General features: G+C 44.9%; 24 protein-coding genes and 1 riboswitch. Of the genes, 4 read left to right on the top strand and 20 right to left on the bottom strand.

The genetic code is table 11. The annotated features are described in order from the left end of the window. Window positions 1-98: 98 nt before the first annotated feature. The 6 genes from phoU to NST45_RS17710 form a co-directional block, all read right to left on the bottom strand. On the bottom strand, window positions 99-758 hold the full coding sequence (gene phoU / locus NST45_RS17685) for a phosphate signaling complex protein PhoU (RefSeq protein WP_036678957.1): 660 nt from the start codon (window positions 756-758) through the stop codon (window positions 99-101). 73 nt (window positions 759-831) lie between these two features. Beyond that, entirely contained in the window at window positions 832-1587 is a 756-nt protein-coding gene (pstB, locus tag NST45_RS17690) for a phosphate ABC transporter ATP-binding protein PstB (protein WP_036678954.1), read from the bottom strand. A gap of 198 nt (window positions 1588-1785) precedes the next feature. After that, window positions 1786-2514: a response regulator transcription factor gene (locus NST45_RS17695; protein WP_036678951.1), complete on the bottom strand. Its 729-nt coding sequence runs from the start codon at window positions 2512-2514 to the stop codon at window positions 1786-1788. A gap of 110 nt (window positions 2515-2624) precedes the next feature. After that, complete coding sequence (locus NST45_RS17700; RefSeq protein ID WP_036678948.1) at window positions 2625-4421, bottom strand: ATP-binding protein; 1797 nt, start codon at window positions 4419-4421, stop codon at window positions 2625-2627. 178 nt (window positions 4422-4599) lie between these two features. Further along, on the bottom strand, window positions 4600-4986 hold the full coding sequence (locus NST45_RS17705) for a VOC family protein (protein WP_094901417.1): 387 nt from the start codon (window positions 4984-4986) through the stop codon (window positions 4600-4602). Between the two features lie 159 nt (window positions 4987-5145). Further along, the gene (locus NST45_RS17710; protein WP_076146271.1) at window positions 5146-6705 is read right to left on the bottom strand and encodes a fumarate hydratase; all 1560 of its coding nucleotides are present in this window, start codon (window positions 6703-6705) and stop codon (window positions 5146-5148) included. 102 nt (window positions 6706-6807) lie between these two features. Between NST45_RS17710 and yfbR the strand changes: the two genes are divergently transcribed. Next, window positions 6808-7413 (top strand): 5'-deoxynucleotidase, encoded by a 606-nt coding sequence (yfbR, locus tag NST45_RS17715; protein WP_094901415.1) that lies wholly within the window; start codon window positions 6808-6810, stop codon window positions 7411-7413. An 83-nt stretch (window positions 7414-7496) separates the two neighbouring features. On the opposite strand, the gene thiH is transcribed toward yfbR, so the two are convergent. From thiH to NST45_RS17750, 7 genes are all read right to left on the bottom strand, one after another. Further along, complete coding sequence (gene thiH / locus NST45_RS17720) at window positions 7497-8612, bottom strand: 2-iminoacetate synthase ThiH (RefSeq protein ID WP_339823354.1); 1116 nt, start codon at window positions 8610-8612, stop codon at window positions 7497-7499. A 34-nt stretch (window positions 8613-8646) separates the two neighbouring features. After that, window positions 8647-9414 carry a thiazole synthase gene (locus NST45_RS17725; protein WP_036678942.1) on the bottom strand — a complete coding sequence of 256 codons (768 nt, stop codon included), beginning with the start codon at window positions 9412-9414 and terminating at the stop codon, window positions 8647-8649. Window positions 9415-9469: 55 nt separating this feature from the next. After that, window positions 9470-9673, bottom strand: a complete 204-nt coding sequence (gene thiS, locus NST45_RS17730) for a sulfur carrier protein ThiS (protein ID WP_076296041.1) — start codon at window positions 9671-9673, stop codon at window positions 9470-9472. A gap of 38 nt (window positions 9674-9711) precedes the next feature. Continuing rightward, window positions 9712-10317, bottom strand: coding sequence for a thiamine phosphate synthase (locus tag NST45_RS17735; protein WP_339823358.1), 606 nt, complete (start codon window positions 10315-10317; stop codon window positions 9712-9714). Between the two features lie 115 nt (window positions 10318-10432). Continuing rightward, window positions 10433-10534, bottom strand: a riboswitch (TPP riboswitch). 87 nt (window positions 10535-10621) lie between these two features. Continuing rightward, the gene (locus tag NST45_RS17740; protein ID WP_038569678.1) at window positions 10622-11494 is read right to left on the bottom strand and encodes an SDR family oxidoreductase; all 873 of its coding nucleotides are present in this window, start codon (window positions 11492-11494) and stop codon (window positions 10622-10624) included. Between the two features lie 236 nt (window positions 11495-11730). Next, window positions 11731-13206 carry a GDSL-type esterase/lipase family protein gene (locus NST45_RS17745; RefSeq protein WP_339823360.1) on the bottom strand — a complete coding sequence of 492 codons (1476 nt, stop codon included), beginning with the start codon at window positions 13204-13206 and terminating at the stop codon, window positions 11731-11733. Between the two features lie 53 nt (window positions 13207-13259). Further along, window positions 13260-13778 carry a hypothetical protein gene (locus NST45_RS17750; RefSeq protein WP_339823363.1) on the bottom strand — a complete coding sequence of 173 codons (519 nt, stop codon included), beginning with the start codon at window positions 13776-13778 and terminating at the stop codon, window positions 13260-13262. A 194-nt stretch (window positions 13779-13972) separates the two neighbouring features. Here NST45_RS17750 and NST45_RS17755 point away from each other — a divergent pair, with 194 nt between their 5' ends. Continuing rightward, a complete protein-coding gene (locus NST45_RS17755) occupies window positions 13973-14665 on the top strand; it encodes a cupin domain-containing protein (RefSeq protein WP_339823366.1) in 693 nt (230 codons plus the stop codon). Window positions 14666-14986: 321 nt separating this feature from the next. Here NST45_RS17755 and NST45_RS17760 read toward each other — a convergent pair whose 3' ends face one another. From NST45_RS17760 to citZ, 4 genes are all read right to left on the bottom strand, one after another. Next, window positions 14987-15415, bottom strand: coding sequence for a hypothetical protein (locus NST45_RS17760; RefSeq protein WP_036678923.1), 429 nt, complete (start codon window positions 15413-15415; stop codon window positions 14987-14989). Window positions 15416-15542: 127 nt separating this feature from the next. After that, a complete protein-coding gene (gene mdh / locus NST45_RS17765; protein WP_076140878.1) occupies window positions 15543-16484 on the bottom strand; it encodes a malate dehydrogenase in 942 nt (313 codons plus the stop codon). A 78-nt stretch (window positions 16485-16562) separates the two neighbouring features. Then, window positions 16563-17858 carry an NADP-dependent isocitrate dehydrogenase gene (icd, locus tag NST45_RS17770; RefSeq protein WP_036678918.1) on the bottom strand — a complete coding sequence of 432 codons (1296 nt, stop codon included), beginning with the start codon at window positions 17856-17858 and terminating at the stop codon, window positions 16563-16565. Between the two features lie 147 nt (window positions 17859-18005). After that, the gene (gene citZ / locus NST45_RS17775) at window positions 18006-19118 is read right to left on the bottom strand and encodes a citrate synthase (RefSeq protein WP_036678915.1); all 1113 of its coding nucleotides are present in this window, start codon (window positions 19116-19118) and stop codon (window positions 18006-18008) included. Window positions 19119-19515: 397 nt separating this feature from the next. On the opposite strand from citZ, the gene ytvI reads away from it, so the two are divergent. Continuing rightward, window positions 19516-20631 carry a sporulation integral membrane protein YtvI gene (gene ytvI, locus NST45_RS17780; RefSeq protein ID WP_326046412.1) on the top strand — a complete coding sequence of 372 codons (1116 nt, stop codon included), beginning with the start codon at window positions 19516-19518 and terminating at the stop codon, window positions 20629-20631. Window positions 20632-20720: 89 nt separating this feature from the next. On the opposite strand, the gene NST45_RS17785 is transcribed toward ytvI, so the two are convergent. The 3 genes from NST45_RS17785 to NST45_RS17795 are packed head-to-tail and all read right to left on the bottom strand — an operon-like array spanning window position 20721 to window position 22867. Then, window positions 20721-21119 carry an FxsA family protein gene (locus tag NST45_RS17785; protein ID WP_036678910.1) on the bottom strand — a complete coding sequence of 133 codons (399 nt, stop codon included), beginning with the start codon at window positions 21117-21119 and terminating at the stop codon, window positions 20721-20723. Next, complete coding sequence (locus NST45_RS17790; RefSeq protein ID WP_038569667.1) at window positions 21116-21643, bottom strand: thioesterase family protein; 528 nt, start codon at window positions 21641-21643, stop codon at window positions 21116-21118. Before NST45_RS17790 ends, NST45_RS17785 begins: the two co-directional genes overlap by 4 nt. A 39-nt stretch (window positions 21644-21682) precedes the next feature. Beyond that, entirely contained in the window at window positions 21683-22867 is a 1185-nt protein-coding gene (locus tag NST45_RS17795) for an MFS transporter (protein ID WP_036678905.1), read from the bottom strand. Between the two features lie 127 nt (window positions 22868-22994). Between NST45_RS17795 and NST45_RS17800 the strand changes: the two genes are divergently transcribed. Then, window positions 22995-23696, top strand: a complete 702-nt coding sequence (locus tag NST45_RS17800; protein ID WP_244886450.1) for a G1 family glutamic endopeptidase — start codon at window positions 22995-22997, stop codon at window positions 23694-23696. Window positions 23697-23816 lie beyond the last annotated feature (120 nt).

The following is a 23816-nucleotide window of genomic DNA, read 5'->3' on the forward strand; positions in this document are numbered from 1 at the left end:
AAGCTGATATGTTAAGGATATACAACAAGTAGCCGCCCTTTTAAAAGGGCGGCTACTTAGTTTAACTAAAGATATAACAAAAGATGTGTAAGTACAAATTACTGATTCAAGTCCGGACGGCTGCCTGTGACCAGATAAACAACACTCTCACCAATGTTAGTCGCATGATCGGCAATCCGTTCAATATAACGGCCTACCAGCGTTAATAACATAGCTTGGGACACAGAATCCGGTTTTGCCACCATATAACTATATAGCTCATTGATCATCGAACCATATAATTGATCGACCTGATCATCATCTTGTGCCATTCTATAAGCCAGATCAGTGTTCTCATCCAGATAAGACTGGATAGCCTCATCAATCATGGTCGTCACAATTTCCGCCATACGTGGAATGTCTACAAGCGGCTTGATCAGCTGCTGTCCATGGATGCGCATAGTTGCTTTCGCAACATCAATAGCCAAGTCACCCATACGTTCCAAATCGCTAGATATTTTGAAAGCAACGATAATGCGGCGCAAATCTTTTGCTACAGGCTGCTGCGTAATAATTAGCCGTGAGCCAATTTCCATGATTTTATCTTCCATGGCATTCAGCTGCAAATCTGCTTTAATGATTTCCTGAGCGCGTACAGTATCAAGATTCTGTAAAGCAACAATTGCTCCACCAAGAGCATCTATTACATGTTCACCCATCTGCTGCAGCAGACTGCGCAGCTCTTCCAAATCTTTATCAAATTCTTTTCTGCGAATCATAGTAAGAGCGATCCTCCTCATTAATGTATGGTCAGCTTGCCATTTCCAAGGACGAGCGCCCTTGTAGCCCGTATCAGCCGAAACGTCCAGAAATATAATCTTCGGTGCGGGAATCCTTAGGAGTCGAGAACAACACCTCTGTATCCGCCGCCTCTACAATTACACCATTCAAGAAAAACACGGTTCGACCAGATACACGTGCCGCCTGATGCATGTTATGAGTAACCATAACGATTGTATACTTACTTCTTAATTCCTGTACAAGCTCCTCTATCTTGAGCGTAGACACAGGATCCAGTGCAGACGTTGCTTCATCCATGAGCAGGATATCCGGCTGAACTGCCAAAGCTCGGGCAATACACAGCCGTTGCTGCTGTCCGCCGGACAAGCTAAGGGCAGATTTTTTCAGAAAATCTTTAACTTCCTCCCACAGCGCGGAATGACGCAGACTTTGCTCTACAATCTCATCCAGTTCGCTCTTTGAACGAATGCCATGCAGGCGAGGACCGTAAGCTACATTGTCGTAAATCGACTTTGGAAAAGGATTTGGCTGTTGGAATACCATGCCGACCTGTTTACGCAGGCTTTCTACCTCTACCTCGTCACTATAAATATTTTTGCCACCGATGTTTACAGTTCCTTCAATACGTGTACCAGGAATCATATCATTCATACGATTCAGCGTGCGCAACAGAGTGGATTTTCCGCAACCGGAAGGTCCGATAAAAGCAGTAACCTGTTTCTCCGGAATTTGCAGATTCACATTCTTCAGTGCGTGAAATGACTCATAGTAGAGATCAAGTTTCTCTATGTCAATGATGGATTTCATTAGTATTTACGTCTCCTTCTCATCATCTTCGTTCTCCATAATAAGCTTTTAATGTAAATACAGTTGGAGAGAAATGTTAACGCAATGTAAAATTGGTGAAGATGAATTAGTCCACGTGATAGTATTCCCTACAATTCGGCGTGTAATCTCACCTGAATCTTGTTTATGAACGGGATAAAGAAGAAAACTCCAGTCATGCTAAATGACCGGAGCTCTCTTTTTGTTAACAACTAATTTATAACCTACACCTCGAATGGAATCGATATGGACGGATTCTGGATCTAGCTCAAGCTTTTTACGGAGTGAACTTACGTGCACATCAACGGTGCGCTGTCCACCAATATAATCAAAGCCCCATACAGCGTTCATAAGATCATCTCTTGTCAGCACTACCCCTGGTTTACGAGCCAAATATAACAATACCTCGAACTCTTTAGGTCGCAGGTTAATGCTATGTCCACCTAAGGATACTTCATACCGCTCAGGATAGATTTCTAGTTGTCCCAGAATGATCGTAGAGGCAGATATAGGTGTCTCTTGTGGAGCCTCCTCAGCAAGACCGGAAATCCGCCGCAATACAGCGCTCACTCTTGCAAGCAATTCGGATACTCCAAAAGGTTTGGTTATATAATCATCAGCACCGGATTTCAGCCCTCTAACCACATCTTCTTCAGCATTTTTAGCAGTCAATACGATAATAGGTGTGCGGATACCTTGTCCACGCAATTTATCAAGGATGTCAATGCCATTCATTCCTGGCAGCATCAGATCCAATACGATCAAGTCAAAAGGTTCCCTCGTCGCACGATCATATCCTGCCGTTCCATGATCCTCTACCGTCACCTCGTAACCTTCCTGCGTTAAGTTATAGGACAGCAGCCGGGCTAGTGTCGGTTCGTCTTCAATGACAAGCAATCGTTGAGCCATAGGTTCCCCCGTCTTCCATATAGTTTGATTTTTTACAAAACAGCAACAAAACCATCATATCACCGTAATGTTAACTTAGTGTAAAATTGAAAAAGTGAATTTACAAAAATCTAATCGGTCTTTTCTTCCTGCAGCAAAGGCAATTCAATCACAAAGGAACTGCCGATTCCCAGATCACTTTCAACTGAAATCACTCCATGGTGCATATCTACCAAATGCTTCACAATAGACAGCCCCAATCCCGTTCCACCGGAGCTTCTGGATCTTGCCTTATCCACACGGTAAAAACGTTCAAAAATACGCGGCAGATCTTTTTTAGGAATCCCCATACCCGTATCGCTAACAGTAAATTGAACATTTTCGGAGCCGTCTGGTTTCAGTAGACTCTTAACGTAGACCTTTACGTTTCCGCCTTCATGTGTGTAATTAATCGCATTAGAGAAAAGATTCATAAAGATTTGACGCAGCTTATCCTCATCCGCCTCAATGAACAGCTCCTCAGGAACCTCTACATTAAGACTAATGTTTTTCTTCTCAGCGACTTTACTGATGGTTCCCAGCACGGAATCAAAGAATTCAATGATATGAACCGGTGAGCAATCGAGCTGCACCCGTTTAGATTCGATTTTAGATAATTCCAGAATATCTCCAATCAAGCGATTTAAACGCTCATTCTCATCATATATAATTTGCAGGAAGGATCTCGCCGTCTTCTCATCTTTAACTCCGCCTCCCAGTAAGGTCTCGGCAAACCCTTTGACCGCTGCAACCGGAGTCTTTAGTTCATGCGATACGTTAGCGACAAATTCACTGCGCATCCGCTCCAAACGGCGAATTTCCGTAACCTCTTGCAATAGGAAAAGCATACCTCTGTACGTACCATCCTGGATCATCGGAACCGCGTCCATCCGTACAATTCGCTCTCTTGGGTTATAAATACTTCGCTCTTCATGAATCGGCTCCCGGCTTAATACCCCTTCTTCAAGCAGACGGGTTAGCTCATAATGCCGTTTTAACTCTTTGTACGAATGACCCGCCATTTCACTGTTGCTGACATCAAGCATTCGCTCTGAAGCCCGATTGAGCAGCGCAATCTCTTCTTCCGCATTGATCATTATGATGCCGCCAGTCATATTATCCAGCACGCTTTGCAGCAGATCCTCATTATCACGAATCGTCTTGAGCTGGTCTTGAAGACTGTCTGCCATCGCATTAATCGCTGTAGCCAGCTGTCCAACTTCATCTTTACGCTTCAAATGAACTCTGGCATCATAATCCAGATCGGTAATCCGCCGGGCGACTCTTGTGATTTGCTCCAACGGGGAAGTCATGCTTGAAGCTACTTTATAGCTCACAATCGTTGCTGACAAGAACAAGATAATAAGACCTGCAGCCATGATCATCCAAGCATGCTTAAGACCTTGAGTAACAGCATCAAGTCCCATTGAGACCCGAATATAGCCGTCAAACCCCTGATCTGAAGTTACCTTTCCAGCCACATATAACATCTCATGCTTTAGAGTTTCGCTGTAACGGATTGCCCGTCCAGTTCCCTCTTTCGCAGCCCCTATCTCTTCTTCACGATTGGAGTGGTTGTCCATTTCCAAGGGGTTTTTCTCAGAATCGCCAATTACTTTACCCGACTTTGTAATAAACGTTATCCGAGAATCTAAAAGTTTAGAAATATGCTCCGCCTGTTCAGTGTAATACGGGATCGCATTTGAAGAATTCATATCTACAAATTCCAGTGTGCCTGAGAGCAAGCTTATTTCCCGGGACATATTCTCTTCCAGAGCAGTTATATGGGAGCTCTTAAACAGATGAGCCATCGTAAATCCAGTACCAATCATGGAAATACCGATTAAGGCCATAAGTATAAACGTAAGACGAGCGCGAAACGGTTTCATCTGAGATTTGCCTCTCCCTTTATCATTGTATCTTTTATCCTAACTTCATTTTCTCCAAAATACCAGTACGACTATGACCGTGACATAAGCCCCCCAGAGTAAATTATATAAAAATAACAGCCCGAGTTGATTAACTCTGGACTGTTACTTTGTATTACTTTTGTAAAAACACATGAGTTTATTCTGTACGGGTAGCAAGAAACCACTGATTACCCTGACGGTCTCTAACCCCTGCTCCTCTTTCTCCATAGGACTTATCCAGTGGTTCTTCAATAATAGAGGCCCCGGCATTCAGGCACTTGCGGTAGGTCTCATCAACATTTCTTACATAAAGATGAATGGCAAGCTGTACCGGTGAATACTTTTCATTCGCTTCGGAAACCTCAATGATGGAATCACCGATTCTGACCTCGGCATGCCTAATCCTACTCTCATCGTTTCGCAGCATATCAATAATTTTGGCATCAAAGCAGTGCACAACAAAATCTATCAATTGGTCTGCATCTTCCGCAATAAAATACGGCGTAACGTTAAGAAAACCATTTCTAATATAATGTGGTGCCATTCGTTGTCCTCCTTTAGACAGGCAAAAACGCCTTCGGCGTTCCTTAAGGATAATTTATAGTCTGGAACATATAAATCCTTATAATTTGATTAAAACCCATGGAAAAGCCATTCAGAGAATCTGCCCTCCTCATGACTTATCCACCGGTTGTAACCCCATTTATTTAAACACTGGCTCCTTGAATTGAGTCAATTTAGCTGCAGAATCTTTTTCCACATCCGCATGCAGACTGTTGCCGTGAGCATCCATCGTCACAATCGCTGCAAAACCCTCCACGTCGAGATGCCACATTGCCTCAGGAATACCAAATTCCATAAAATCAACAGCGTTGACCTTCTTGATGCACTCTGCATAATACTGGGCGGCTCCACCAATCGCATTGAGGTATACCCCGCCGTGCTCCTGTAAGGCTTTTAACGTTTTTGGACCCATACCACCTTTTCCGATGACTGCACGGATTCCAAATTTTTTGATGATATCGCCTTGATAAGGCTCTTCACGAATGCTCGTAGTTGGGCCCGCAGCTTTTACATGCCAGCCTTCCTCATCTTTCATCATCACAGGACCGCAATGATAAATCACAGCCCCTTCCAGATCTACCGGAGATTCATGATCCATTAAATATTTGTGCAGAGCATCACGGCCTGTATGCATTTCACCGGATAAAATAACCACGTCTCCAACACGCAGACTACGGATATCCTCTTCACTTACCGGCGTTGTAAGACGTACTTCCCGCGACTCAGAGGCTGGGCTGTTAGCTCCCTCAGCAATTACCGCTTCAGATTCATGTGCTCCTTCATCATCTACAGATATCCCTGTGCCGCTCTCATATAACCAATCCTCTATATTGCCAGTTGATGGGTCAACCAGCACCCCTTGGCGGCGGAAGGCCCAACAGTTATAAGCAACGGATACGAAAAAGCTAGCTGGCAGACGATTCATAACGCCAATCTTACAGCCCAGCAGCGATACCTCACCACCAAAACCCATCGTGCCAATTCCAAGCTTGTTAGCATTCTCCATAATATAGTCTTCCAGCTTGCTAAGGTCTTCTATCGGATTAACATCCTCCACTTTGCGGAACAACTGCTTCTTAGCCAGCTCGTAGCCAGTCGTACGGTCACCGCCGATACCCACGCCAATAAAACCGGCACTACAGCCTTGTCCCTGCGCCTGATATACCGCGTGTAAAATACATTTACGGATTCCGTCCAGATCCCGACCCGCTTTGCCGAGTCCTTCTAATTCTGCCGGGAGACTGTATTGAATATTTTTATTCTCGCAGCCTCCACCCTTCAGAATAAGTCTAACGTCTATTTTATCCTCTTCCCATTGTTCGAAATGAATGACTGGTGTGCCTGCACCCAAGTTATCTCCGCTATTCTCACCTGTTAATGAATCTACAGAATTGGGACGAAGTTTACCATTCTTGGTCGCTCGTACAATGGCATTATGAATATCTTTTTTCATCTCAATCTGATTGATTCCCACAGGGGTGTGAATGATAAATGTAGGCATTCCCGTATCTTGACAGATCGGAGACACTTGCTGCTCAGCCATTCCGATATTTTGTGCAATCGTGGTTAAAGCAAGACCGGACCGGGTAGCCCTGTCTTCCAGCGCGCGACCTTTTGCAACTGCCCGGCGTACATCTCCCGGCAAATTCGTGGAAGTTTCTACGATAAGGTTATAAATACTGTCTTCAAAATGCTGCATCTTCATTCAAGCTCCTCTCGGCAGTTCCAGGTTATCTAAAGTTTGATACAATTAGTATAATAATATCATACCTAGCACCGCATGAAAGGGGTTACTTTAAAATTGAGCTACCATTTTTCTGCCTATCTATATCGTCTTCAGTATATTCAGCGCTGGAGCTTGATGCGCAGCACCGCACCGGAGAACGTCGCTGAGCATTCTTTTCATGTTGCATTGCTCACACATATGCTCTGTTCCATTGGTAATGTACATTTCGGGCGTTCATTAAACGCGGAACGAGCAGCAACCATAGCTCTTTTCCATGATGCCAGCGAAGTATTCACAGGCGACATTGCCACGCCGGTAAAATACAACAATCCTCGCTTGCTCACCAGCTTCCGCGAAATGGAAAAAGTTGCGGCTGATCGCTTAACTGGAATGATTCCATCAGAGCTAAAAAGCATCTACACTCAGCTCATACGACCGGAAGACAGCCCTCCCGATTCGGAGGACATTCTGCTGCACAGCTATGTGAAAGCCGCTGATCGGCTGGATGCTTATTTGAAATGCGTATGGGAGGTTGCTGCAGGCAACCGAGAATTTGCCGCCGCGAAGGAGCAGACAGCAGCAAAACTTCGTGGGCTTGGCCTGCAGGAAGTGGATTATTTTCTGACTCATATGGCACCGAGCTTCGAAATGTCTCTCGATGAGCTCTCTGCCGGAAACTAAACACCATCTACACAATAGAAAAAAGGACCTCCGCATGAATCTCGCAGGGGTCCCTTTAGTGATTAATAATAAAAATACAAGCGTTACGTTACTGATTCAGTCAGGATATCCCAGTCTTTAAAAATCGGCTGCAAACCCTTCGTATATAGCATTTCCGTAATCTCCTGCACACTGCGGCTATCGGATATTTCGAATTGCGGAGTTCCCCCTGCATTAGTGTGACCGCCCACCTCAGTAGTGACCCCGGCTGACATCTTAGTTATTCCTAGATGAATTAAATGATCGCGTAGAGAGGCAGGCTCTCTTGTAGATAAAGTAATGCCCGAACGGGGTAAAAATAACCGGTATGCCAAAATAATCTGCACTAGTGATCGATCGGTAACATCGCACTCTGGGTTAAATTCCCCTAAATAAGGCCGAAACCGTGGGGGTGACAGGCTGATCTCGCAATCTGGATACCGATCCTGTAGATAGCGGGCATGCATGGCACTTTGGAATGCCTCTTGCCGCCAATCGTACATCCCGAGCAACGTACCAATATTCACAGAACGAAAACCTGCCTGACAGCCGCGTTCAGGTGCATCCAGGCGATTCCGGTAGTTTCTTTTAGGCCCTTTAACATGCAGCTTTTTGTAAGTCTCCTGGTGGTACACCTCTTGGTATAGTGTTAGTCCATCCACCCCTGCTTGAAGAAGCTCTTTATATTCTGCAGTTGATAGAGGATTTATCTCAATACTGACGGAGGAAAAAAATTCCTTGAGTACATCTACACAATCCTTAATATATGAGACAGGATTCTCCCGGCGCGATTCACCAGTCAAAATGAGGATATGCCGCAGACCTGTAGCTGCAATCTTCTCAGCCTCCCTGCGAACCTCCTCCAAGGACAGCTTTTTGCGCGGAAAATCATAAATGGAGCTGAAGCTGCAGTAGGTACAATGATTCACACAAAAATCCGCAAGATACATCGGTGTGAACAGCTGCATCGAATAACCAAAATGTGCACGGGTCAGTCGCTGTGCAGCCAACGCCATCTCCTCTAGCAGCGGCGTTGCTGCCGGAGAGAGCAATGCCAGCAAATCATTTTCGTTCAGCTTGTCTTTTCCAAGCGCCCGCTTAACGTCATCCTCCCGGAACTCCTTCCACAGCTGCTCATAAGGATACTGCTCCAAGCGGGCCAGTGTGTCAAAAAAGCTCATGCTAATTCTCCCTCCTTTCGTGAACCTATCAAATTCAGTTCAGAAATCCAGTCAACGGTGACGAAGCAAAAGCAACTTCTTCTACAGGACCGAGTCCTGCCAAATAAGCTTTGCGGCCAGCGGATATCGCCTCGCGGAACGCTTCCGCCATGACGAGCGGATTACGTGCCGTTGCGATAGCCGTATTAAGCAGAACAGCAGCGGCCCCCATCTCCATTGCTTCCGCCGCTTCCGAGGGCTTGCCAATTCCGGCATCTACAATAATCGGCAAATTCACTTCTTCAATAAGAATACGCACAAGCTCCTTGGTGCGCAGGCCGCGATTCGTCCCGATCGGCGCACCAAGCGGCATCACAGCAGCAGCACCGGCATCTCTCAGACGTAAAGCAGCCGAAAGGTCCGGACTCATATATGGCAGTACTACAAAACCCTCCGCCGCTAGAATCTCTGTAGCTCGTATGGTCTCCAGATTATCTGGAAGCAGGTATTTCTGATCATTGATCACTTCGATCTTCACCCAGTTCCCCAGTCCCGCAGCTCTTGCTAATCTCGCAATACGGACTGCCTCTTCCGCTGTACGCGCTCCTGAGGTATTAGGCAGAAGAGTCATGTGGCCGGGAATGTGGTTCATGATATTTTCTGCTCCACCTTCCGGGTCCACTCGGCGAAGCGCTACAGTAATCACCTGAGAACCAGAGCTTGCGATCACTTCGGGGATCAGAGCATTCCGGCTATATTTTCCGGTTCCGATAAATAATCTACTAGTTAATTCGATGCCTCCAATATGTAACGGGTCATGCATGAAATTACCTCCCTTTGGTTCTTATAAATTTCTCAAAATTCTATACCGCTCCATCTCAACCCCCACCAACAAAGTGCACCAGTTCCAAACGATCATCCTCGCTCAGAGCTGTACTTTCATAATTCTCCTTACTGACAATTTCTCCATTCAGCTCAATGATCATCAGACGACCCGACCACTCAGGAAGACTGATCAAATCAGCTATAGTTTGAACACCACCAGAACACTCTGCGGATTTCCCGTTAATCAACAGTCTCATTCTGAATCACCCCCTTCGCCTATGCTTTTACCTCCCGGCTATGAATGAACCGCCTTATGAATAGCTTTGGCGGCCTCATAAGGATCATCCTCTCCGCAAATACCGGACATCACAGCAATTCCTGCCGCGCCTTGCCTAATGATCTGTGCCGCATTAGCGGGACCAATTCCGCCAATCGCAATTACAGGAATAGAGCTAGTCTTCACCGTTTCTGCAAGCAGCTCTAACCCACGTGCGGGCAGCCCTAGCTTGCTCGCCGAGGGAAATACATGGCCAAACAAGCAATAATCAGCTCCCTGCTCTGAAGCATTCGCCGCTTCTTCCGGAGAATGAACCGATCTCCCCAGCCAAAGCTGAGGTGCAATTCGCCGGGCTGTAACCGGGCTCAGACTGTGCCCAGCCAACTGAACACCCGCGGCACCAGCTGCCAATGCTACATCGATCCGGTCATTGATTATCAGTTTGGTAGCGGGTATACCGGCAGCCAACAGCTCCTGTGCCGCAGAGAGCAGTTCGCGTGCTGGACATTGCTTCTCTCTTAAGTGAATATAATCGACCCATGTCTGCACCGTGACAGCCAGTTCAACAAATTGTCTCAACTGCTGCTTGCCGTCTGATATTAGATGGATCTCAGCTTGTACCACTCGCGATCTCCTCTCTCTCACTTCCCTGTAGGTCAGTAAAAAACAAAAAAACTGCCCCCGTAAGGAAGGCAGTCAGAATCTGTAACTAGACGGTACTACAAATAGCCCGACAACAGAAATTCGTTCTCCACTTCCCTACGCTGGTCTTAACCAGATCAGGTTCAAAGGGTCCGGAAATCCATTCCGTCTCAGCCAAACGGCACCCCTAGTGACATAAATATACAATTTTAAAATGCTAACGTGGTTTATAGTAACATATTTTTTTATTGAAATACACCCATTTATTCACATTAGCTGTACTAATCTAACCGTTTACTACCTCGCCACCATTTACATGAATAACCTGTCCAGTCACATAACTGGAATCGTCAGAGGCTAGATATACATAGGCTGGCGCCAGCTCCTCTGGTTGTCCAGGCCGTTTCATAGGCTGCGTGCCTCCAAACTCGCTAACCTGCTTCGCATCAAAGGTAGAGGGAATTAGCGGTGTCCAGATTGGACCTGGCGCTACACCGTTTACCCGTATGCCCTTCTCCGCCAGATTCGTGGACAAAGATCGTGTGAAACTAAGGATAGCTCCTTTAGTTGATGAATAGTCCAGCAGCTGCGGGCTTCCGCGATAAGCGGTAATTGAAGTTGTATTTATAATTGTAGATCCTGCTTTTAAATGAGGCATAGCTGCTTTTGTTAAATAGAACATCGCAAATATATTCGTACGGAAAGTACGCTCTAGCTGCTCGGAAGTAATATCCTCGATCTTAGCTTGCGGATGTTGCTCTGCCGCGTTATTGATGAGAATATCAAGCTTTCCTAAGCCCTCCACCGTCTGTTTAATAAGATCCTTACAGAATTTCTCGTCACCGATATCACCTGGAATTAGGATACATTTGCGGCCTTCCTGCTCGACCTGACGTTTAGTTTCCTCTGCATCTGAGTGTTCATTAAGATATGAAATGACCACATCAGCGCCTTCTTTAGCAAAAAGCACAGCAACTGCACGCCCAATTCCGCTGTCTCCACCGGTAATCAACGCCGCCTTGTCTTGCAGTTTACCTGCTGCTTTATAATTTGCCGGCTCGTATTTGGGCAGCGGCGTCATTTCACTCTCAATCCCTGGCTGATGATGCTGCTCCTGTGGGGGTAAGGTTTTTGTAGCTTGTTTATTATTGCCTGACATCTTCCCTATCTCCTCTCGTTAAGCAAATTGATAGTTAACTGATCATCTTAGGATGGCACAACAATGCACGTTTATACGCTGGGTTTGTCATTTTCTTAAATCGCTTTACGAATCTTACTTACCACAATGCAAGTAGAAATAAACAACCGTGGATGTAAACTGCTGTAAGTGGAGAGGACTTCACTGCATACAAAAAGGCACAGCATCGCTGCTGTGCCTTGAATTGTTCACCCTAACTATTTCAAAGAAGAAACATGATTTTCTGCATTCACTTCATGTTCCAGTACCCACATAAAATAAAGAGCCTTAGCTGCTTTCTCCCGGGTCACTATGGCTTTAGGTTCTAGTTCTGTCCCATTGACCATTTGGCCTCTAGCAATCCCCACTTCAGATCTAATAAGCCCTAATTCATAAGCACTTTTCACTTTTGAAATTAAAAAGGGAGAAATGTCCGCCGTATCAACCAGCTGCTGCCAGGATACAAGTGGATAGTACATCGCTCCTCTAGCGCCTGGATCCAGATTGAAATCATAACCAGGATCTCCTGGCACTACTGCTGTGCCGTTATAATCAGTCATGTACTTAGGTTTATTAGCAAACTTTACTTGGTAAACATCATAGAGAATAGCACCCATCGTTTCACGTGACAGCTTACCTTTCGGATAATAGGCAAGATCTGATCTTTCCACTTTCATTAACTTAGAAATACTGCGTGTGAATTCAGCAACTGTCATCTCCGTATCTGGCTTAAAATTCCCTTGACGGTCTTTGCCCATTACTCCCAGCTGGATTAATTTTTCAATTTGATTGCGGTAATAAGCAGCTTCCCCGGTCGTCGTATCATTAGTTATTTCCGGAAAAACCTTATCCCAGTTGCCTGTTAGTGCCGCATGCTTAACGTTCCCTTTAAGATAAGCAGTAATGGAGGCAGCAGTAGAATCGCCAGTAGCACCTTTCTCTACAAGCTCCGTAACAATCATCCGCGAAAATTGTTTGGCGAGCGCTTCTTTAAAATGAGTCCCATCGATTTTCTTTGAAGGATGCCCGTTAGCGTAACTTCCGTCATTTGTTTTGCCTGGCGTTTCTCCGGCTTCAATTGACATGAAGAGGGCTGTTATCGCTTCTACTCCGATCTCGTTATAATATTTCAGACTTTCCGAGTTAAGGTCAATAAGTGTAACTCCAGATTCATCTGCAACCCGTTTAAGAATATCTACAAACTTTCTTGATTTAAAAGAATTCTCATAGATATATCCCGGACTTGCATTCCCTTTAATTCTGGACATTGGCGTTACCAGTACTGGTATCATGCCCCGGGCTTGGATCGCAGGGAGATAAACTTCTTTAAGGTAGTTTTCATACATTGCCTCAGTCGAACCTCTGCCGTAACGTCTGAACTCATCTGCACTCTCATCATTGTGTCCGAATTGAATAAACACATAATCCCCAATGCTGCCACTCAGTAAAATGTCGTTAAGTCGACCTTCTGTATAGGCATTTTTAAACGAGCGTCCTCCCATGGAATAGTTAGTTACACTCACTTTATGTTGATTAAACATACTGCCAATAATCTGGCCCCAACCACTCATTGGCGCTTCGTCGAAGGTGTAGGACTTGACCGTGGAATCTCCAAGTATAAATAAATTCGGAAGAGCTCCAGCTGCTCTATGCTGTGGCAAAATCGGTTCCAGTATGATCTCCTCAATCCCCACAGCTGTGTTCACTTTGTTCGGTTCAATCTCAATATCTATATGGTCACGGCCGTTTACATACGTATAAGTCCACTTTTCAACAAGCGGCTGGTCTGCATTCCTGATACTGACACGATCCCATCCTCTGCGTCAGAAGTCGTTTTTACATATACGTTGTAGGTTCCAGGGGAAGCATCCATTCGAAACGCCATGCCGTAGTTATTATAATTATCCTTTTCAGATTTAGGTTCAGCAAAAAAATAAGATTCTGTGATGAAAAAACCTGTTCCATCGGATGTAATTGAATCGGTATGCACTTCTCTAGCGGGTAAAGCGTTGGTCTCTTGGACAAAACCATAACCTAATGATGAGTCATACAATTGCGCACCGCGATTAGGATCATACCTAACGGATTGATACCCTGTTTTAACTTGGTTTGTAAAATTGAGCTTGTATGCGTTTGCAATTTGGATTGGAGGTTGCCCCTCTACCCCATCTTTAATAAGGGCTGCCTCTGTTATACCGTGAGTAAGAGTCAATGAAGCCATAAGTAAAGAAGATAAGATTAGTATATCCCTACACAGCTTTCTCACTTCATTACACTTCCTTCCGTTTCTCGAAGTACTTACCTAGGTTCCTCCATTATCCCTTTTCTCTAAAGTGATTCAAATGATGATTTCATTCTTTTTTTGACCTTTTGTAACGTAAAACTTGGAATTGATCAACGGCTCACACTGCAAAACGGTCATATGTATAGGTATCCTTGATATAATTAAGAACATCCCTATTGATCCTAAGGAGGAGAACTCCTATCGCTTACAAAGTCAGCTTTCCGAACATTATAAGTACACTGCAGCTGATCGGTGTTCATTATCGTGTAGCAGAACCTGGGTGGGCATACCCTGATCATCATCACAAAATCTTCGAACTATTGTATTGCTACGATGGCAACTCCCATCAATATGTAGAAGGTAGCTCCATCGCCTTTGGTAAAGGAGATTGGTTAATCATTCCGCCTGGCTTACGTCATTATGTAGTTAATTCAGGCCTGAGCAACTATATTTACCTCTCCTTTCATTTCGATATTGACGATTTAAAGTTTCGTGAATGGTTTCAATCTCAGGCTGTACAGAAATGGAATAACCAACAAATGCAGCGTTCGGGATTAAATCACCAGTTGGAACATTTGGATGAATTTATTAAGAACAATATTCTCGCCACGACGGCATCCACTGGATTTCCCGAGGAAATTGAAGAAATGATCCTTGTAAAAGAAAGGCTTCGTTTGCAAGCGATCATTCTGATGATTTTGACTGAACTCATTGATGTACAGCTCTCGAATTCAGAGAATTCCAACACAGCGAGACAAGCAAACTCTTTGTACGAGGTGGAAACTGCTCATCAGATCGAAAAATATATTGCAGCCAATATTCATTTACCGGAGCTCACGGTTAATTTGATTGCTGAGCAGCTTGCTTAAGTCGGGTGCAGTGCCATAAGTTGTTTACAAAGGTGTATAAGATATCTCCTAGGCAGTACATAACTAACCTAAGATTAAAGAAGTCAAAACATTTACTGCTTCATACCGATTTAAAAATACAGATGATTTCTGAACAACTCGGGTTTGCTTCCCAGAGCCACTTCAGCCGACAATTCAAGCGATGGACGGGTGTTTCTCCCTTAAACTACCGGCCGAAATCTTATACTAATCCTATCAGGGATTAACGTTTATGAAGATAAATTACCGGTACATACGAAAAACCCGCTCTCCATTAAGGAGGCGGGTATAATTCGCTGTAAATTAAACTATGTCGTTAAACACCATGAAGAATACCATCAATAGCAATGACACCGTAAGCAGTGCACTAAGTGTGCGCAATTTGCCAGTCTCTGCGCTAACGTCGCGGTTCTCACGAATTCCAGCTGCTGCAAGACGCAAAGGCTTGCTCATAATACCGCCAAGCGCAAACATCGCTAGCAGTAACACAACAACAATAATCATCCACGCTACTGAATAATCACCTTTGGTCATCATGTAACCGCCTGTAAGGAGTTGGATCACCAATCCATACTGCGCAAAACGATTAAATCCGGTTACTGCACTTAACGTTCCTTCTTTAGCCCCAGACGACAGTTTCTCTGCACGTCCTAGGATGAAGGGTAGCACAAGGTAGAAGCCAAGTGCCAAGGTTCCGATCATATGTAAGAAAAACAAAACGTTCCAATCCATAACATATCTCCTCCATTTTAACTGTGATAATAGTTACATTTAATTATACCCATTATTGCTTGAGAAGAAAAGGAAACCCCCATTTTAAGTGAACAAAATGGGGGGTTCTTCATACCTCTGTCACAATCTATACAGTTAGCACAGCTGTTACGCTACGCACGGATTCAGCAGACTTATCTAAAGCCGCTTTTTCCTCAGCTGTAAGCTCCAGTTCAAAAATCTTCTCGATACCATTGGCACCAAGTAACGCCGGAACACCCATGAACAGGTTATCATAGCCATATTCTCCTTCGAGCAAGGCGATAACCGGAATGATCCGTTTTTTGTCCTTCAAGATAGCTTCCGCCATCTGAACTAAAGAAGCCGCTGGTGCATAATAAGCACTACCATTTCCTAAGAGGTTAACAATCTCTCCGCCACCCACACGTGTACGTTGCACAATCTCATCAATACGCTCCGCAGATATCAATGTATCAATTGGGATGCCACCGACACTGGAATACCTTACGAGCGGTACCATATCGTCGCCATGTCCGCCTAATACGAAACCACGTACATCTTCAACGGATACCTTCAGCTCTTGTGCAATAAACGTGTTATAACGGGCTGTATCCAGCACTCCGGATTGTCCAATTACGCGACTCTTCGGAAAACCCAGCGCATTAAATGCCGCATAGGTCATAGCGTCAACTGGATTGCTCAGAATGATTACAATGGAATCTGGTGCTACACGTTTTATGTTCTCGCATACCGACTTCACAATACCTGCATTGGTGTTCACGAGATCATCGCGACTCATTCCAGGTTTACGGGCAATCCCTGCAGTGATGATTACAATATCTGAATCCGCAGCATCTTCATAGCTTGAGGTTCCTGTAATTTGACTGTCAAATTTCTGTACAGGACCTGCTTCCAGCATATCTAGTGCCTTCCCCTTGGTAGTGTTCTCCATTTGTGGGATATCAAGCAGCACAACGTCACCAAGCTCCTTTTGAGCAAGCATAAGAGCTGTAGTAGAACCAGTAAAACCGGCACCTACAACTGTAATTTTATAACGTTTGATTGCCAAGGATTCTCCTCCTAGAACGGTGTCGGTATAGCTTGTATTAGCTAAACTTCAATATATTCAGTTGGTTGAGCCAGTCTCTTAGAGGTGATTAATAATCTCGTCGGCAAATGCAGAGCATTTCAGTTCAGTTGCGCCTTCCATCAGGCGGGCAAAGTCATAAGTCACGGTCTTGTTATTAATAGCTGTTTCCATACCTTTATAAATCAGATCTGCTGCTTCCTGCCAGCCCAGATGCTCCAGCAACATTACACCGGACAGAATCACGGAACCAGGGTTCACAACATCTTTGTCTGCATATTTAGGTGCGGTGCCATGAGTGGCTTCAAAAATCGCATGTCCAGAAATATAGTTAATGTTCGCTCCAGGAGCGATACCGATACCGCCGATTTGCGCAGCAAGCGCGTCAGACAGGTAGTCCCCGTTCAGGTTCAAGGTAGCAATAACATCAAAATCAGTCGGACGAGTCAGAACTTGTTGCAATGCGATATCCGCAATGGCATCCTTGATGATGATTTTGCCTGCAGCTTCAGCATCCTTCTGAGCAGCATTGGCAGCAGCTTCACCTTCACGTTCTTTAATCACATCATATTGATTCCAAGTGAAGACCTTATCTCCGAACTCTTGCTCAGCAACTTCATAACCCCAGTTTTTGAAGGCACCTTCAGTGAACTTCATGATGTTTCCTTTGTGCACAAGCGTTACGCTCTTGCGTCCGTGTTTGATCGCATATTCAATCGCAGCGCGCACCAAACGTTTCGAACCTTCGGAGGATACTGGTTTGATACCAATACCAGAAGTTTCAGGGAAACGGATTTTGTTAACTCCCATCTCTTTTTGCAGGAATTCGATGACTTTCTTCACTTCAGCAGAACCTTCTTGATATTCAATCCCTGCATAAATATCCTCCGTATTCTCACGGAAAATAACCATATCCACCAGCTCAGGACGTTTAACAGGAGAAGGAACCCCTTCGAAATAACGAACTGGACGCAGACATACGTACAAATCCAACTCTTGACGCAAAGCTACGTTCAATGAACGAATACCGCCTCCGATTGGAGTCGTAAGCGGACCTTTAATAGCTACAAAATATTCACGGATTGCCTCCAATGTATCATTTGGCAGCCATTCGCCATATGTATTGAAGGCTTTTTCGCCAGCAAAAACTTCGTACCAAGCGATTTGCTTTGTGCCGCCATAAGCTTTAGTTACTGCTGCATCAAGTACGCGTTTGGAAGCCTTCCAAATATCACGGCCTGTGCCGTCACCCTCGATAAAAGGAATGATTGGATGATTAGGAACCTGCAGTTTACCATCTTTAATTGTGATTTGTTCGCCTTCTGTTGGCAGATCGAATTTTTCTAGTTTCAACATTTGAGTGTATTCCTCCTAAAGTTTTGTGGGATTTAATTTCTCATGGACAAGCCTCGAACAAAACTCTCTACGTATGAATATGCATTATTGCATATATTCTAGGGTTCATTCTACTAAACTTTAGGAGCAGCCTGCAAGGCTGCCCTTCTATCTTTCGTCTACTGGAACGTATTTCTGTTCAATCATACCTGTGTATTCTGCACGTGGCCGGATAATACGGTTATCTGTATATTGCTCCAGAATATGCGCAGTCCAGCCTGAAGTCCGGCTAATTGCAAAGATAGGAGTGAACAGCTCACGTTCAATACCCAGCTGTGTATAAACTGATGCCGAATAGAAATCAACATTTGGTTTAAGTCCCTTTTGTCCGGTAATCAATTCCTCGATATTTACGGACATATCATACAGCGTAGTATCATTCTTCATTGTGCCAAGTTCAAGTGACATTTTCATCAGATGTTTAGCACGTGGATCACCATTCTTGTATACTCTATGGCCGAAGCCCATGATCTTCTCACGGTTATCCAGCTTCTTACGAATATAAGGTTCAACCGCTTCCAAACTTCCGATCTCTTCAAGCATCTTCATAACGGCTTCATTCGCCCCACCGTGAAGTGGACCCTTGAGTGCACCGATAGCAGAGGTTACGCCTGAATAAATATCGGACAAGGTTGCAACCGTAACCCGGCCTGCAAAGGTTGAAGCATTCAGCTCATGGTCCGCATGAAGCACAAGTGCGGTATCAAGCGCTTTAACAGATACACTGTCAGGCTCTTTTCCCCATAGCATATACAGGAAGTTCTCGGCAATCGAGACGCCTTCTTTAGGAGCCACAGGTTCCAGACCTTTGCGAATACGCGATAGGGCTGCCACAACCGTCGGGAGCTGTGCCTGTAGTTTTACTGCTTTAATCTCGTTAGCTTCTCTACTCATATCGTCAGCCGCTTCATCATAGAGAGCAAGGCTTGATACAGCAGTCCGCAATGCTGCCATGGTGTTGGTGTCTTTTGGATAGAGCTTCATTTGCTCGATGACTGGCTCAGGAATCCGTGCGAAAGCACTGAAATCCCGTTTGAGCGCTTCCAGCTCTGGTGTTGTTGGTAGACTGCCAAACCACAATAAATAAGCGGTTTCTTCGAAGGTAGCATTTTCTGCGAGATCATCAATATCATAACCACGGTAAGTGAGTACCCCATCCACAATAGAGCTAATGGATGAAGTTGTTGCAACGATACCTTCCAAGCCTTTGGTAGCTGTCATAGCATATCTCTCCTTTGCCAACAAGGTATAAAAAGCATTCTCGGTTTCATGAAAACATTTCCAATTTAAAGCATTGAAAAATCTAATGAGTGCAGTTCAAGGACATATCCGGCGAGGATGTTGTCTGACTTTCGTAATCGAATCTTTATTCATCATACTGGATTTTGTCGGTTATGTGAACAATGTGGAAGCTTTGCAGCGCATCAAATGATTTTATCACAGAGATAGAAAAAAACTTCTAAACCCTTGATTCACAGTTGAGATTTTAGTTTATAGCATCCGGTTCAGCCCAATATTTATCCCGTTTCCTAGTCTTTAAATACGTTCTATGAATATATATGAAGACGAGCTTTTATTCCCCTGCATCAGCAGGAATGAAGGAGGTGTAGATCTTCGTATGGACCGATTAGCATTAAAAAGACTGCTGCGCGGCCTGTGGGTCGTTCTGGCTACCTCTATCCTCCTGCTGGCAATCTATGTATTGCTTCCGCTGTTATACCCCCTCCTGCTCGCTTGGTTGCTCGCTTATATCATGCATCCACTAGTGTTGATTCTTAAAGGTCTTAAGCTCCCAGCGTGGCTCGCAGTGTCGCTCTCGCTGCTATTTTACATAGGCGGAACCGCACTAGTACTGACCGCGATGATTACAAGGCTAGTGAAAGAATTGATCGTATTGCTGCAGACCTTTAATCTTCATACGGACCAATGGAGAGAGCTTCTGCTGTCTTTGAGCCAGAATGCAAGCATACAGAATATCATTAACCAGATAAATCAGTTCTACCGCGACAATCCTGACTATCATGCCACCATTGACAGCAATATCAGCAGAACAACGGAAACAGTTGGTTACGCAGTTACGCAAGTGGTGACCGGATTTTTTAATGTGATCTTAAAGCTGATCTCTGCTCTACCCAGTATGGGTACAATTCTTATCGTGGTCGTTCTCGCTGCCTTTTTTATTAGTACTAGCTGGGAAAGACATAATGCCAAACTCACAAGCTGGTTGCCAGCACCGTTCTTAAAGCCTGTATCGGATATCTGGCGGGATCTGCGAAAAGCTCTCTTCGGCTATCTCCGGGCTCAGCTAATCCTCATCTCGATTACAGCGGTCATTGTCGTGATCGGGTTGCTGCTCTTGGGTGTAAAATCTGCTTTCGCTATTGGCTTAATGATTGGTTTTGTGGATCTGCTGCCTTATTTAGGGGTTGGAATCGTAATGATTCCCTGGGCTTTATACTCTTACATGACAGACAATCTGGCACTGGGGATCGGACTTACTATCCTATATGCCGTTATCCTTATAACCCGCCAAGTGCTTGAGCCGAAAGTGCTCGCCAGCAGCATTGGGCTTGATCCCCTTGCTATGCTGGTCGGTATGTTTGCAGGTTTGCAGCTGTTCGGCATGCTTGGGCTGATCATCGGTCCCGTTATTCTAGTTATCCTTGTAGCCTTTAACCGAGCAGGTGTATTTCACGCGTTACACAGCTATATTGTCAGCGGAAGACTAAGATAATAAACAATACCCTACAATTCCTAGAATAGCAAAACAGAGCGGATCCCTATCAATGACTGGGATCCGCTCTGTTTTTATTTTGATTATAACTAGCGGCGGTAAAAAGTGAAGGTGCCGTTTTTCATCTTTTTCTCAATCCACTTCAGCAAAAATATACGATACAAAGGCCGAGTCAACGGAAACACCAAGGAGAAACCTACAATATCCGTTACGAAACCAGGTAAGATCAGCAGTAAGCCCCCGAAAAAAATGCATAGGCCATCCAGCATCGTCCGGCCAGGAACGCGTCCCTCCTGCATATGTGTTCTGCTGTCTTGCAGCACCTTATTCCCTTCGAAACGCATCATCAATAAACCGATAACCGAGGTGGTCAACATAAGCAGCAGCGTTTTGAATGCTCCAAGCTGATCTGCTACAAAGATAAAGCCGAATAATTCCACGGCAGGAATGATAAATAATGCAGCCCACAACCATTTGCTTCTAATCATACAGAACCCCTTTCTTCCCGCAGCGCTCCTTTAATCGCGTGAAACAGCTCCGGAAGGGCTCTATCCAGCCTGGCAGGCTTCCATTCTCGATTCACCCAAACATGATTTGTCGAGCCGGTAACCAGCAGTTCCCCGGGGAGGTCCATCGACCGCAATTGTCCCAAAGTAGCCGCTGAACCCTCTAAATTCCTACCTTCTGCTTCCGAGAGCCTCCGCACCTGATACTCAAATGCGACTCTTAACGCCGAAAAGGTAGTCATTCGCGCATACACGGAGATAAGATCATCATATCGCGCCGGACTTTTAAATTGCAAATCGGCTGAGGTAACAGGAAGCAGCACTCCCTGATTCTCAAGCTCACGATAAGTAAAGCCAAGCTGACGTAACAACTCCGTACGGCCAGACTCAAACCAGTTCAAATAATTCGCATGATACACAACGCCCATCTGATCACTTTCCTGGTATCGAACACGCAGGGTCGATTCATACCACCGGCTTCGCAAACCGTCTTGCTGTAATTCCATTTATAAATACTCCTTTCGGCATAGGCAGCAGGGAGAGCTTTATGCCCTGGCCCCGTCTGAAGATAGCTTTGTCGTTGATAGTTTGCTTCGGGAGCTTCTGGCGACATAAAATAGCAGCATCGCTCCTGCGATTGAACTCAACATACAAGACAGGTTCATCACTTCTACACCGCCTTGATTGAGCAAGAATCCATTTAATAAATTGCCAACAACACCGGCAAAACCCGAGAACACCATATTAAAAACACTTTGCCCAGTCGCCTGCATCTCGTTAGAGGTGATCTGAGATACATATTCAACGGCAGCAATATAAAAGAACCCGAATGACAGACCATGCAGTACCTGCACTCCAATCATTACGGATGGATAAGGGAATGCCACCTGAATGCCCCACCGCAAGACATAAATAAGTGCACCAAGGAGCAGCGTCCGCTCGCGACCCAGCTTTTTGATTACCTTGGAAGCAAACAGCATGGAGGGCACGTTCGTTACAGATGCGAGAAAAAGCGCAATTCCTGCATAACGAGTTGAACCTCCAACCGACTGAAACGCGATAACGAAGTAGGTTCCAAAAGCAGTCATCGTCTGGTTCACAAGAAAACTGCCACCCAAAAACGCTAGGAACACCCGATTCCCCAGCAGCTTTTTAACCCCCTGAGAAAACGATTGCCGCATCATATGATTCTCTTCTGCCTGCTTCGGCAGCGTCAATGCAATAAGAACCGCTATTAGATTAAACATAAGAAAGGGCAGCCATATCGTGGATACAGAGAAGGACGATACATACAATCCGCCTAAATAGGCTCCCACAGCCGCTCCAATGCTCATCATAAGCCTTATACTACCATAAGTAGCCCCAGCCCTCTTCGCCGCTGAAATCGCGTAAGAATCGGCTATAGGCGCCTGTGTTGAGGAAAAGATTGTTGAGAGGGTATACACCAGCAGTAACACTATAAAATATTCCGAACGGTAAAAGACCGCTAATAAAGCCGGTATCGCCACACTTAGGATTAGTACCAAACGTGTCTGATTATACCGATCCGAGACAATTCCCCATATTGGCTGAATCGTGATCGCAATTAGCGTGCCTGTTGCCATTAGTATACCTATTTGCCCGCTATCAAGTCCATTGTGTACAAGCAGCAGCGTTAGATATGAGCCAAATGAACCACCGGCCAATCCTAAAAACAGATAAAAGCCACGCAGCTTCGATAATTTTTCCATTTTAAGCTACAAATCCTCTCCAGCTTCTTAATCAAGCATTGCACTCTCTTATATTTTAGCAGAACACCCGTACTTCCTATGTAATCACCGCATTTAATATAGCAGTACTATAAAGGCGGTGGACAAGTTGAATGATAAACAAAATTCTATTCGGGTCAATCATCCATGTCTAAAAGACAAATCTAATGCGAACAAATTTCAAAGCTCCGGCTTCGGCTGGTCTTCAACAAACTGGAGCGGGTATACAATCACTGGAAAAAAGGGGACCTTTAACCGCATTGCCGGCGAATGGATCGTTCCCTCCGTAAAACCAACCTCTAAACCTTCCTATTCCTCTGCTTGGATTGGAATCGACGGTTTCAAGAACAGCAGCCTGATCCAAACGGGAACAGGCCATGAATTCGTAAATGGTCGTGCCCGGTATTACGCTTGGTGGGAAATCCTACCTGATGTTGAAACGGTAATTCCCCTTCCAGTGAGCCCTGGAGACCATATAAAAGCTAACATCACGAAGGTAGGCCGCAACAAATGGACGATTACGCTCCGCAATTTGAGCCGAAATTGGATTTTTCGAACATTGCAGCGATACAACGGACCACAAACCTCTGGTGAATGGATTATGGAGGCTCCCGAGGTAGACGGCTCGATCGCAAAGCTGGCGCGCGTCTCCCCTACTTGCTTCTATTGCTGTCGAATTAATGGCAAAAGTCCGAGGCTTACCCTAAATATGGGAGGAATCATGGTGCAAAATAACGCTACTATCGCCGTTCCTTCTTGTCCAAACCATCGTGGGGATTCTTTTACTGTCAAACGAACATACCCCAAATAAAAATTCTCGAACCTGTCATTCAAGATTTGTTACTAACAGCATAAATGGATTTAACATAATCTTCAATCGAATATGTTGATAAACACGAAAAAAGGGCTGCCTCGCTTGTAGATTTACACT

The sequence above is a fragment of the Paenibacillus sp. FSL R7-0163 genome (assembly GCF_037969975.1).
GTDB lineage: Bacteria > Bacillota > Bacilli > Paenibacillales > Paenibacillaceae > Paenibacillus_AQ > Paenibacillus_AQ odorifer.

What these genes read in the sequence shown, in the direction of transcription:
- phoU (WP_036678957.1), bottom strand. Translation starts at nt 758, where the DNA reads ATGATTCGCAGAAAAGAATTTGATAAAGATTTGGAAGAGCTGCGCAGT.
- pstB (WP_036678954.1), bottom strand. Translation starts at nt 1,587, where the DNA reads ATGAAATCCATCATTGACATAGAGAAACTTGATCTCTACTATGAGTCA.
- NST45_RS17695 (WP_036678951.1), bottom strand. Translation starts at nt 2,514, where the DNA reads ATGGCTCAACGATTGCTTGTCATTGAAGACGAACCGACACTAGCCCGG.
- NST45_RS17700 (WP_036678948.1), bottom strand. Translation starts at nt 4,421, where the DNA reads ATGAAACCGTTTCGCGCTCGTCTTACGTTTATACTTATGGCCTTAATC.
- NST45_RS17705 (WP_094901417.1), bottom strand. Translation starts at nt 4,986, where the DNA reads ATGGCACCACATTATATTAGAAATGGTTTTCTTAACGTTACGCCGTAT.
- NST45_RS17710 (WP_076146271.1), bottom strand. Translation starts at nt 6,705, where the DNA reads ATGCAGCATTTTGAAGACAGTATTTATAACCTTATCGTAGAAACTTCC.
- thiH (WP_339823354.1), bottom strand. Translation starts at nt 8,612, where the DNA reads ATGAGCTTTTTTGACACACTGGCCCGCTTGGAGCAGTATCCTTATGAG.
- NST45_RS17725 (WP_036678942.1), bottom strand. Translation starts at nt 9,414, where the DNA reads ATGCATGACCCGTTACATATTGGAGGCATCGAATTAACTAGTAGATTA.
- thiS (WP_076296041.1), bottom strand. Translation starts at nt 9,673, where the DNA reads ATGAGACTGTTGATTAACGGGAAATCCGCAGAGTGTTCTGGTGGTGTT.
- NST45_RS17740 (WP_038569678.1), bottom strand. Translation starts at nt 11,494, where the DNA reads ATGTCAGGCAATAATAAACAAGCTACAAAAACCTTACCCCCACAGGAG.
- NST45_RS17760 (WP_036678923.1), bottom strand. Translation starts at nt 15,415, where the DNA reads ATGGATTGGAACGTTTTGTTTTTCTTACATATGATCGGAACCTTGGCA.
- icd (WP_036678918.1), bottom strand. Translation starts at nt 17,858, where the DNA reads ATGTTGAAACTAGAAAAATTCGATCTGCCAACAGAAGGCGAACAAATC.
- citZ (WP_036678915.1), bottom strand. Translation starts at nt 19,118, where the DNA reads ATGACAGCTACCAAAGGCTTGGAAGGTATCGTTGCAACAACTTCATCC.
- ytvI (WP_326046412.1), top strand. Translation starts at nt 19,516, where the DNA reads ATGGACCGATTAGCATTAAAAAGACTGCTGCGCGGCCTGTGGGTCGTT.
- NST45_RS17785 (WP_036678910.1), bottom strand. Translation starts at nt 21,119, where the DNA reads ATGATTAGAAGCAAATGGTTGTGGGCTGCATTATTTATCATTCCTGCC.
- NST45_RS17790 (WP_038569667.1), bottom strand. Translation starts at nt 21,643, where the DNA reads ATGGAATTACAGCAAGACGGTTTGCGAAGCCGGTGGTATGAATCGACC.
- NST45_RS17795 (WP_036678905.1), bottom strand. Translation starts at nt 22,867, where the DNA reads ATGGAAAAATTATCGAAGCTGCGTGGCTTTTATCTGTTTTTAGGATTG.